Annotated in this window: 7 protein-coding genes; 4 read left to right on the top strand and 3 right to left on the bottom strand. The window is 67.1% G+C overall.

Annotated features, from left to right (window positions below; translation table 11 throughout):
* Window positions 1-694: 694 nt before the first annotated feature.
* A complete protein-coding gene (locus tag VEG08_05700) occupies window positions 695-1495 on the top strand; it encodes a hypothetical protein (protein ID HXZ27480.1) in 801 nt (266 codons plus the stop codon).
* A 106-nt stretch (window positions 1496-1601) separates the two neighbouring features.
* Window positions 1602-1823, top strand: a complete 222-nt coding sequence (locus tag VEG08_05695) for a hypothetical protein (protein HXZ27479.1) — start codon at window positions 1602-1604, stop codon at window positions 1821-1823.
* Window positions 1824-2007: 184 nt separating this feature from the next.
* Here VEG08_05695 and VEG08_05690 read toward each other — a convergent pair whose 3' ends face one another.
* Window positions 2008-3111, bottom strand: a complete 1104-nt coding sequence (locus VEG08_05690; GenBank protein HXZ27478.1) for an HD domain-containing phosphohydrolase — start codon at window positions 3109-3111, stop codon at window positions 2008-2010.
* A 135-nt stretch (window positions 3112-3246) separates the two neighbouring features.
* Here VEG08_05690 and VEG08_05685 point away from each other — a divergent pair, with 135 nt between their 5' ends.
* Window positions 3247-6735: a GAF domain-containing protein gene (locus VEG08_05685; GenBank protein ID HXZ27477.1), complete on the top strand. Its 3489-nt coding sequence runs from the start codon at window positions 3247-3249 to the stop codon at window positions 6733-6735.
* Window positions 6736-6791: 56 nt separating this feature from the next.
* Complete coding sequence (locus VEG08_05680) at window positions 6792-8633, top strand: DUF885 domain-containing protein (GenBank protein HXZ27476.1); 1842 nt, start codon at window positions 6792-6794, stop codon at window positions 8631-8633.
* Between the two features lie 298 nt (window positions 8634-8931).
* Here VEG08_05680 and glmU read toward each other — a convergent pair whose 3' ends face one another.
* Both glmU and VEG08_05670 read right to left on the bottom strand, forming a co-directional pair.
* The gene (gene glmU / locus VEG08_05675; protein HXZ27475.1) at window positions 8932-10392 is read right to left on the bottom strand and encodes a bifunctional UDP-N-acetylglucosamine diphosphorylase/glucosamine-1-phosphate N-acetyltransferase GlmU; all 1461 of its coding nucleotides are present in this window, start codon (window positions 10390-10392) and stop codon (window positions 8932-8934) included.
* 91 nt (window positions 10393-10483) lie between these two features.
* A partial coding sequence (locus VEG08_05670) for a tetratricopeptide repeat protein (GenBank protein ID HXZ27474.1) occupies window positions 10484-10775 on the bottom strand: 292 nt, incomplete at its 5' end.

Here is a 10775-nt window from a genome sequence, read left to right as displayed (position 1 = left end):
AGACTCGGTCAGTCGTGAGAAGCTACGGGCAGCTCGAAGTCAAGAGACGTTTCAGCGCCGACTTAGGGCCTTGGCTGCAGGATGCAAATGACGAGTGGGCACGGAATCCAGAATCGTGCTACGTGACCGCAAACCATCCTGAGTTACACGGACGATAGCTGCTGTAATGCCATCACCACAACTTGCCCGACACCACGGCCGCGGTGCGCCTAGCCGATCCCCTGCTACACTGCTGTACCGACACGTATGAACCCAGACTCCCTGTGGCTAACCGATGCACTGCAACTGCTGACGTTCTTCATCTTCGGTCCAGTACTTGCTATTGCAATCGCGTACATGGCCTGGCGAGGAAGGCCGAAGAACTTCACGCATCAGCGGTACGGGGTGGTGTGCGTCGCGTCCTGCGTCACTGCGTCCCTGCTATTTGCATTTGCGAAGTGGCTGAACGCCGATGTCAGAACCGCCCAGTATTTCCTGCAATTAGCCTGCATGCTGCTTAGTGGCCTCTTATTTGGCGTGTTCATGGGGTGCGGATTCTCTCTACTCTTACGGTTGTGGCGTTGGCACAACGCAACACGATTAACCCACCACCCAGATCGATAATGGCTGTAAATCTGCTTGTCGTAAGCTAGGAGGCTCGTCGCGGCGCGCGCGCGCCCAGCTGATCCCCTGCTACACTGCTGTACCGACACCTATGGCGGTTCGAACCATCTTCAGCATGGCGGAAGAGTGCGCGCGCGGAGAGCGCGAGGGCTGGCGGGAGTTCGTGCGCGACTACGCCGGCATCGCGCGGCAACTGCTGGAGCTCTATTTCCCGGCGCTGGCGCCAGAGCTGGACATGCACGTGGCCGCGGTCTTCCAGCGCGCCCGCGCCAACGACTCCGCGTGGTTCCAGGGGCTGAAGTTCTCGAACGAGCGCGAGTTCGCCATGAGCTTTCGCGAACTGGTCTTCGCCTACGGGCGGGAAGAGGCCAAGGTGCCGGCGCCGGAGATCTCCATCGAGCAGTACGCGCAGGTGATCCAGGACCTCACGCTGATCGAGCGCGAATTGCTGTGGCTGTTCGTGAAGGGGTACACGGCGACACAGATCGCGCCCATCATGATGAACGCGGCGGCGACGGCGGAGGCGGTGAAGAAGATCGCCGACCAGCGGCTGGCGCAGATCCTGCCGGCGGCCACCAAGGACGCCTTCAACGTCTCGGCGCGGGTGCTGACCGAGGCGGCGGAGAAGTCGGCGGGCGAGCACTGCCTCTCGCTCAAGACCTTCAACAACCTCATCAACGGGCAGCTCACCTGGCGGGAGCGCGAATTGGCGGAAGAGCACATGCGCGCCTGCTTCAACTGCCTGGACCGGTTCACCTCCTTCCAGGAGATGATCCGCTACCGCAAGGACGCGGAGCCGCTGCCGGAGAGCGGGATCGAGGCCGTCCTGGCGGGGCTGGCGCTGCCGCCGGCCAAGAAAAAGGGCTTCTTCAGCAAGCTGCGAGCGCGCTGAAGCTGCAAGGGGAGCCGGATCAGATACTTGCCTATGGCGGGATTTCCATGCAACTTTCGAGGGAGAATGAGCGTCCATTCAATGTAGAATGCGTTTCGGAGGAACCATGCGACGCAAGTGGTACCTGCCGCTGGCCATGCTGGGGCTGGGCAGCCTGGGGGCGCTGGCCCTCAGCGATGCCGGCCGCCGCGCCTTCCGCCGGGTAGCTTCCCGGCTGGGCGCGCACCCGGATGAGGCGGCGGAGTGGGAAGAAGCGGCCGAGCGCGAGGTGGAGCGGCTGCAGTCGGCCGTCGACGAACTCGCGGAGAAGCTGCAGACGGCGCAATAATCGCCGCCGCCGCGGCCGCGCCGCAGTGTTTGTTTTCAGGGCGTCCCTGCGGGGACGCCCTTGGTGTTTCCCGCCTATTCCTTCGTGTCCTTCGCGTGACCTTCGTGCCCTTCGTGGTGAGGCTTGGAAAGCTCGACCACAACGGACACAAAGGCCTCACGAAGGAACACAAAGCAAGGCAAGTCTATTTTGCCGCGGTCTTGGCGGCGGGCTGGGGATAGGCGAAGCGGTAGATCTGGGAGTTGATCTCCTTGCGCAGGTCCAGCCAGATGCTCTCCGGCATGGCGGCGAAGATCTTGACCGCGTTGGGATCGAACTGGCGTCCCGACCACTTGATGATCTCGGTGCGGGCGGCGCCCACGGGCTGGGCGGCGCGGTAGGGGCGGTCGCTGGTGATGGCGTCCAGGGTGTCGGCGATGGCGAACAACCGCGCCCCCAGGGGGATCTGCTCGCCCTTCAGGCCGCGGGGATAGCCGGAGCCGTCCCACATCTCCTGGTGGGAGTAGACGATGTCGGCGGCCTCGGAGAGGAAGGGGATCTTGCGCAGCATCTGGTAGCCGCGGTAGCAATGCTCGCGCATGATGGCGACCTCCTCGGGGTTGAGGGCGCCGGGCTTGCGCAGGATGGCATCGGGGATGGCCATCTTGCCGATGTCGTGCAGGAAGGCGCCGCGGGCGATGACCCGGATCTTGTCGCCGGGCATGCCCATGGCGCGGGCGATGGCGATGGTGAAGGCGGTCACGCGCTTGGAATGGCCTTCGGTCTCGGCGTCCTTCAGGTCGAGGGCGTCGCCCAGGGCTTCCAGGGTGATGTCGTAGGAGCGCTCCAGGTCCATCATGGCCTGGCGCAACTGCTCGGTGCGGGCCGCCACCAGCGACTCCAGGTTGGACTGGTAGGCGCGGTTCTCCAGCTTGAGGCGGCGGTTCTCCAGGGCGCGGCGCACGGTGGCCAGCAACTGCTCGCGCTCGAAGGGCTTGAGCAGGTAGTCGTAGGCGCCGTTGCGGATGGCGGCCAGGGCGACGGAGATGTCGTGCACGGCGGTGACCATCACCACCGGCATGTCGGGATACTGCTCCTTGGTGCGCTCCAGCAGGCCGATGCCGTCCAGCTCCGCCATCATCAGGTCGGAGAGCATGAGCTCGAATTCCGCCCCACTTTCGAGGGTCTTGAGGGCGTCCATGCCGGAGGTAGCCTGGCGGCAGTTGTAGCCGGCGGAACTCAGCATGGAGGTGACGATCTCGCGGATAGCTTCTTCGTCGTCGACGACCAGGATCCGTTCGGCCGACATCGTGGCAGGGTCCTCCACCTTGTCAGGGGGGAACTCATTGTACACGCAGTTCCTTGAAAGACAATGCGGCCGGGGAAGAAGGGGGTGCCGGGCGGGCAAACCGTGATATACATTGGCGTTTGCTCGGGCGACGCCATGATACCGGCCGCTCTTACCGGGGCTAACCTCCAACAACTGGTAGCCGTGGGCTTCCTGGCGGAGGTGTCGGCCGTCCTGCTGAACCTGGCCGGCGGGCTGCTGGTCTACCGCACCTTCCGCCAGCGCTACCTGCTGACCTGGACCCTGGGGTGGCTGGCCTTCCTCTTCTCCCGCCTGGCGGCGGAGTCCTCCGAGGTGCTGCGGCCGCGGGCGGGCTGGACGGCCCTGGCGCACATCTTCTTTCTGGCCGCCCTGGTCCTGTTCGCGGTCACGCTCTTCCGCTACACCAACCATCGCCGCGGCCTGCTGCCCTACGGGGTGGTGGCGCTGGTGGCGCTGGATGTGGCCATCCTGCGGGCGGTGTGGTGGCCGCAGTCGCTCCCGCTGCTCTATCTGCTCTACGCGCTCTACTTCGTGATCGCGGCGGGCGCGGCCTTCGAATTGGCGCGCTTCAGCCTGGGACGCGGGGTGGTGGCGCCCTGGCTGCTGGCCTTGGCCTTGCTCGGCCTGCACATGCAGGAGGGCGGGGGAGCGGCCCGCGCCTGGGCCGTGCTCGACGTGGCCGTCGACCTGACGCTGGGGTTGAGCCTGCTGCTGATGGTGATGGACGACGCCCAGGGCCGGGCGCGGCGCCTGAATGCCGTCAACGCCATCGCCCGGGTGGTGGCCCAGGCGCAGGAGTTCCATCCCATGATGCACGCGGCGCTGAGCGAGCTGCGGCAATTGATGGGAGCGAGCGCGGCCTGGTTCCGCCTGCTGGAAGGCGACCAGTTGGTACTGGGCGAGCACGTGGGGCTGCCGGAGAGCTACCTGCGCGCCCGCCGGAGCATCCGCGCGGACCAGAGTTCCAGCGGGCGGGCGCTGCGCAGCGGCATGCCCGCCATGATCCGGGCGGCCGGAGCCGACCCGGAGACCCGGGAGCGGCTGCGCGCCGACGGCTTCGACCACGTCATCCTGCTGCCCGTGCAGGGCAAGGCCTCGGTGCTGGGCACGGTGCTGCTGGGCTTCGCCCAGCCTCACACCTACACCACCGACGAGATGCAGTTCCTGAGCGCCACCGCCAATCAGATCGGGATCGCGGGCGAGAACCTGCGGCTGTTCGACCAGATGCTGCGCTCGCGCCGCCAGTGGGTCAACACCTTCGACTCCATCAAGGACGCCATCTTCGTCCACACCCCGGAGTTCCGCATCCTGCGCGCCAACCGCGCCCTGCTCAAGCGACTGGGGTTGCACCACCACGAGGTGCTGGACCGGCTGTGCCAGGAGGTGCTGCCCCAGGCCGGCCCCTGGAACGGTTGCCCCTACTGCGGCGCGCCCGCCTCCAACCTGGGCGACGCGCCCGATCCCTGCTTCGGCGGCTTCTCCCTGACCTCAACCTCGTCCTACAGCGAGGGTGGGGACACGCTGGGCACGGTGCACGTCATCACCGACCTCAGCGAGCGGCACGCCGCCGAGGAGCGCTACCGGCAGTTGTTCCAGCAGGTGCAGGAAGGGGTCTTCATCTCCACGCCGGGAGGGCGGCTGCTGGATTGCAACGACGCCTTCGTGAAGCTGTTGGGCTACGACAGCCGGGAAGAGGTGCTGACCCTGGACGTGGGGCGGCAGATCTACGCCTCGCAGCAGGAGCGCGAGATCTTCCGCCGGGAGATGGCCACGCGGGGGGCGGTGCGCAACTACGAGGTCACGCTGCGGCGCAAGGACCGCAGCCTGATCCGGGCACTGGAGACCAGCATCGCCACCCGCGACGCCCGCGGCAAGATCGTGCGCTATCAGGGCTTCCTCCTCGACATCACCGAGAAGAGGCGGGCGGAGGACGAGCTGCGGCGCCGCAACCGCGAGCTCTACGCCCTGAACGCCATCGCGGTGGCGGGCACCCAGTCCCTGGACCTGGACGAGATCCTCAACGTGACCCTGCGCCACCTGGTGGAGCTGTTCCAGACCGACACCGGAGGCGTCTACCTGTTCGACGAGTCCAGCGAGTCGCTGCGGCGGCGGGCGGCGCACGGCCACCTGCGCGGCCTGCCCGAGGTGCGCGTCCAGGGCGAGTTCTGGGAGCGGGTGCGGAGCGAGCACGCCGAGGTGATCACGCCCGAGCACCTGGCGCAACTGCCCTCCGAGGTGACCGAGTACGTGCGCGCCGAGGGCCTGCAGTCCTGGCTGTGGGTGATCATGTGGGCCAAGGACAAGATCATCGGGGTGCTGGGGATCAGCAGCCGCAGCCCGCGGGAGTTCAGCGCCGGCGACCAGAACCTGATGATCGCCATCGGGCGCCAGGTGGCCACTACCATCGACAAGGTGCACCTGTACGAGGAGACCTGCAAGGCCTACGAAGACCTGCGGCGTACCCAGGAGCAATTGCTGCAGAGCGAGAAGATGTCGGCGGTGGGACAGCTCATCTCGGGCGTGGCCCATGAATTGAACAACCCCCTGACCGCCATCCTGGGCTACGCCCAGTTGCTGGAACAGGAACCGCTGGAGGAGCGCCACCGCGACTTTGTGGAGAAACTGCACCGGCAGGCGCGCCGCACCCATCGCATCGTGCAGAACCTGCTCTCCTTCGCCCGCCAGCGCAAGCCCCAGAAGACCGAGGTGGACCTGCGCACGGTGCTGGAAGACACCCTGGCGCTGCGCGACTACGACCTGCGGCTGAACAACATCACCGTGGAGCGCGACTACCAGGCCCGCCTGCCCATGGTCTACGCCGACGCCCACCAGGTGGAGCAGGTGTTCCTCAACATCATCAACAACTCCGTGGACGCCATGCTGGATGCGGCCAACGGCGGCATGCTGCGGGCGCGCATCTTCGCCGAGCACGGCCACGTCTGCACCGAGGTGCGCGACAGCGGCCCCGGCATCCGCGACCCCAAGCGCGTCTTCGATCCCTTCTACACCACCAAGTCCATCGGCAAGGGCACGGGGCTGGGGCTGAGCATCTGCTATGGCATCGTCAAGGAGCACGGCGGCGAGATCGTGGCCACCAACCATCCCGAGGGCGGGGCGGTGTTCACGGTGCGGCTGCCGCTGGCGGCGGAGCCCAAGCCAGCGGTGCCTCCCGCCTGGGCCGCGGGGGAATCGGCGCTGCTGCGCGGACGCATCCTCATCGTGGACGACGAACTTTCGGTGCTGGAGTTCGAGCGCGAGGTCCTGCTGGGGGTGGGCGCCGAGGTGGTGGCCGTGGATAGCGGCGACGAAGCCATCGCCTGCCTGGGCGCCGAGGAGTTTGACGCCATCCTGCTGGATGGCAAGATGCCGGGGCGCTGGGACGGCCCCGACATCTACCGCTGGGTGGAAGAAAACCGCCCCGCCATGACCCAGCGCGTCCTGCTCGCCGTCTCCGATCTGAGCGACGCCAAGATCCGCCGCTTCCTGGAGACCACTCGCTGCCCCTGCATCGTCAAGCCCTTCGAGGTCAAGGACCTGATCGCGCTCACCCGCCGCTTGTTGCAGAAGAGAGAGCGGGCGGCCACCCCCGCCGACGCCGACTGACGCCGCCCCCCGGGGGACGAGCTATACTCCGAGGTAGTTCCTGCGGAGCGTGCGTCATGATACGTGTCCTGATGCTCTGTCTGCTGTGCTGCCTTCCTCTGACCGCCCAAACCTCCCATCCCGAAGCCCCGGCGCGCCCGAGCGCCCATCCCCGGAAGTTCGCCGCCCTGTGTGATCAGTTCATCAAGGAGTCGCTGGCGCTCTCCCCCGTCAGCGCCTCCGCCGCCGGCTACCACAAGCATCATTACGCCAAGCCGGGCAAGCCGGGCAAGACCGTCGCCCTCGATGGGCGGCTGGATGATCTCTCGCCCCAGGCCTTCGCCCGGCAGCGCGCCTTCTACCAGCAATGGCGGGCGCGTTTCCACAAGGAGTTCCCTCCGGCCTCGCTGAGTCCCGAGGACGCCGCCGACTTCCAGCTTATCGACGACCAGATCGGCCTCAACCTGCTGGAGTTCGACACCATCCAGAGCTACAAGCACAATCCCACCGTCTACGTGGAGCTGATCGGCAATGGCCTCTTCCTGCCCCTCACCCAGGAGTACGCTCCCCGGGAGGTACGCCTGCGCCACGTGCTCCTGCGGGTCCGCCAGATCCGACGGCTGCTCCAGCAGGCGCGGCAGCAGTTGGTGGACTCCGACCCCATCTTCATCAAAGTGGCCGTGGAGGAGAACGAGGGCAACCTCGGCTTGATCGAAGAGACGGTGGCCGCGGAGATCCCGGCCGGCTCGCCGCTGAGGGTCGAATACGACAAGGTGGCGCCCGCCGCCGTGGTCGCCATCAAGGACTTCGACGAGTGGCTGCAGAACGACCTGGCCCAGCGCCCCACCACCCGTACCTGGCGCCTGGGCAAGGACTGGTATGACCAGAAGTTCCGCCTGGTGATGGAGACCGATATCACCCCGGAGCAGGTGCTGGCCGACGCCGACGAACAGATGAAGGTGGTGCGCGGGCGCATGCTGGAGCTGGCCCTGCCCCTGCACGCCCAGATGTTTCCAACCCACAGCGACCACTCCGACCTGCCGGCGCACGAGCGCGAGAACACCATCATCGGCGAGGTGCTGCACAAGATCTCCGACGAACACTGCCAGCGTGACCAGCTGGTGCAGTGCGCGCAGGACGACCTGGCCGGCATCACCGCCTTCATCCGCGAGAAGAAGATCGTCGCCCTGAGCGAGCGCTCGAACTTGAAAGTCATTCCCACGCCCGCCTTCATGCGCGGGGCCTACGGGGTGGGCGGCTTCCACTCCGCGCCGCCGCTGGAGCCCACGGCCGAGGCCGAGTATTGGGTGACGCCCATCGATCCCAAGGCCTCCGACCGCTTCGCCGACGCCCGCCTGCGCGAGTACAACACCTGGGTGCTGCAGTGGCTGACCATCCACGAGGCCCTGCCCGGACACTACATCCAGGCGGAGCACGCCAACGACATCCAGCCCGTGACCCGGCGGCTGGTGCGCGGGCTGTTCAGCAACGGCCCCTACGTCGAGGGCTGGGCCGAGTACATGGCGCAGGTGATGCTCAAGGAGGGCTACGCCAACCGCGATCCGCGCTACGAACTGAGCTACTGGAAGGTCTGGCTGCGAGCGGTGGCCAACGCCGTCCTCGACGTCCGCCTGCAGACCATGGGCATGACCGACCAGGAGGCTCTCGACCTGATGGAGAAAGACTGCTTCCAGACCACCGCCGAGGCCGAGGGCAAGCTGCAGCGCGCCAAGCTCAGCTCCACCCAACTCCCGACCTATTTCGTGGGCACCCGGGAGTGGTGGTCGCTGCGCGAGAAGTACCAGCAGCGCGCGGGCCCGGGCTTCGACATGATGGACTTCCACAACCGGGCGCTGGCCGAGGGCGCGCTGCCGGTGCCGGTGCTGGAGAAGATCCTGCTGGCGGGGCCGGGGAAGTAGCGTCTGCAGAGGACCTTTGTGTTCCCTTTGTGCTCTTTGTGGTGAAAGGCTTTCAAAAGCTCACCACAAAGGGCACGAAGGCAGCACGAAGGAACACAAAGGAGAGCAGGGCGGATTTGCCCGTGGCAACGAACATCCCTGGTTACCGCACCAAAATATTTCGTCCCAGGGCAGGAACTTTTTCCGGCGGAATACGTCTTATACAACAGATCCCCAATGCTAGACGTGGGCGCCTTTACCCCACAACCCAAGAGAGGCGCCCACGCCCCTCCTCTCTCTCGACGCCGCCCCGCGGCGTCTATTTTTTGGTGGCGGAGCGCTCCTGGCGCTTGCGGGCCGCCCAGCCTTCCTTGTTGACCTGGCGGGTGCGGGCGATAGCCAGGGCGTCGGCGGGGACCTCGTCGGTGATGGCGCTGCCGGCGCCGATATAGGAGCCGCGGCCCACCTTCACCGGGGCCACCAGGGTGGTGTCGCTGCCGATGAAGGCGCCGTCCTCGACCACGGTCTTGTGCTTGGTGACGCCGTCGTAGTTGCAGGTGATGGTGCCGGCGCCCACGTTGACGCCCGCGCCGATCTCGGCGTCGCCCAGGTAGGTGAGATGGTTGGCCTTGGAGCCCTTGCCCAAGCGAGCCTTCTTGGTCTCGACGAAATTGCCGACGTGGGCGCCCTCGCCGATCTCGCTGCCCGGACGCAGGTGGGCGTAGGGCCCGATGACCGCGCCCGCCTCCAGCCGCGAGCCCTCGATGAGCGAGCCGGGGCGCACTTCCACGCCGTCGCCGATCTGGGAGTCGCTGATCACGCTGTAGGAGCGGATGCGGCAGTCGGAACCCACCCGGGTTCGGCCCAGGAGCTGCACGAAGGGTTCGAGCACGCTATCGGAGGCGACCTCGACCGCGGCGTCGAGGGTGCAAGTCTCGGGGCGGTAGATGGTGACGCCCGCCGCCATGAGCTGGGCGCACTTGCGCTGGCGCAGCAGGGCATCCAAGCGGGCCAATTCGGCCCGCGTGTTGACTCCCAGCACCTCGCCACTGTCCTCGGCCTGCAAGGCCACCACCGTCTCCTTGGCCTTGCTCAGCAAGGCCGCCATGTCGGTGAGATAGAACTCGTGGTGGGCGTTGTCGGTGGTGAGCCGGCCGATGTGGGCCAAGAGCGGGCGAGTGGCGAAGCCGTAGATGCCGGAGTTGATCTCGCGCAGGTTGCGCTGTTTCGGGGTGAGCGCCTTCGGTTCCACGATGGCCAGCACGCCGGGGGAACGCCCCCGGCGCAGGACCCGGCCGTAGCCCGCGGGATCGGGAGCCTCGGCGGTCAGGATGGTCATGGCCGCACGGCGCGCGAGATGGAAGTCGCGCAGGCGGGCGATGGTCTCGGGGCGGATGAGGGGCACGTCGCCGGAGAGCACCAGCACGTGGTCGTAGTCCTCGAGCGCCGCGCGGGCGGCCATGAGGGCGTGGCCGGTGCCGCGCTGCGGCTGCTGCAGCACGAAGCGCACCCCGGCCGGCTCCACCGCGGCGCGCACCCGCTCCGCCTCATGCCCGATGATGACGTAGACGTCGGTTGCCGGAACCACGGCCTTGGCGGCTTCGATCACGTACTCCAGCAGCGGCCGGCCGGCGATCTGGTGCAGCACCTTGGGATGCTTCGACTGCAGGCGGGTGCCCATGCCCGCCGCCAGGATGGCGACGGCGAACTTCTGCGGACCGGAGGGACGCTTCGGCTGGGCCCGGCCGGGAACCACCTTCTGGCGCAGGGAACGCGGCATCAACCGACCATCTTACCCTGAGGGCCGGGGGCAGGGGCAGTCGCCGCGCGGGTACCGGCGGCGCCACGGGCGGAGGCCGTGCTCACCCCGGTCAGCGCTTCTTCTCCGGCGCGGGAGCAGGCTCGCCCACTCCCTCTTCGGGATAGAGCAGCTCGGTGAAGCGGGGATCGTCGGCCAGGTTCTGGAAGTCGGAGTCGTTGCGCGCCTGGAAGCGCAGGCCGGGGTTGAGCCGCGTAGCCTGCTGCAGGTGCTTGAGCGAGTCCTCGACGTGCCCGCAGAGGCAGTCCAGCACGGCCAGGCCGTACCAGCCGTAGTCGGCCTTGGGAGACTGCTTGACGATCTTCTCCAGGTGGCTGCGCGCGCCCTCATAGTCGCCGCTGTTC

The sequence above is a fragment of the Terriglobales bacterium genome (assembly GCA_035624475.1).
Classification (GTDB): domain Bacteria; phylum Acidobacteriota; class Terriglobia; order Terriglobales; family Acidobacteriaceae; genus DASPRL01.
The sequence above is the reverse complement of the archived record's forward strand: the minus strand, read 5'-3'. Positions and strand labels throughout refer to the sequence as shown.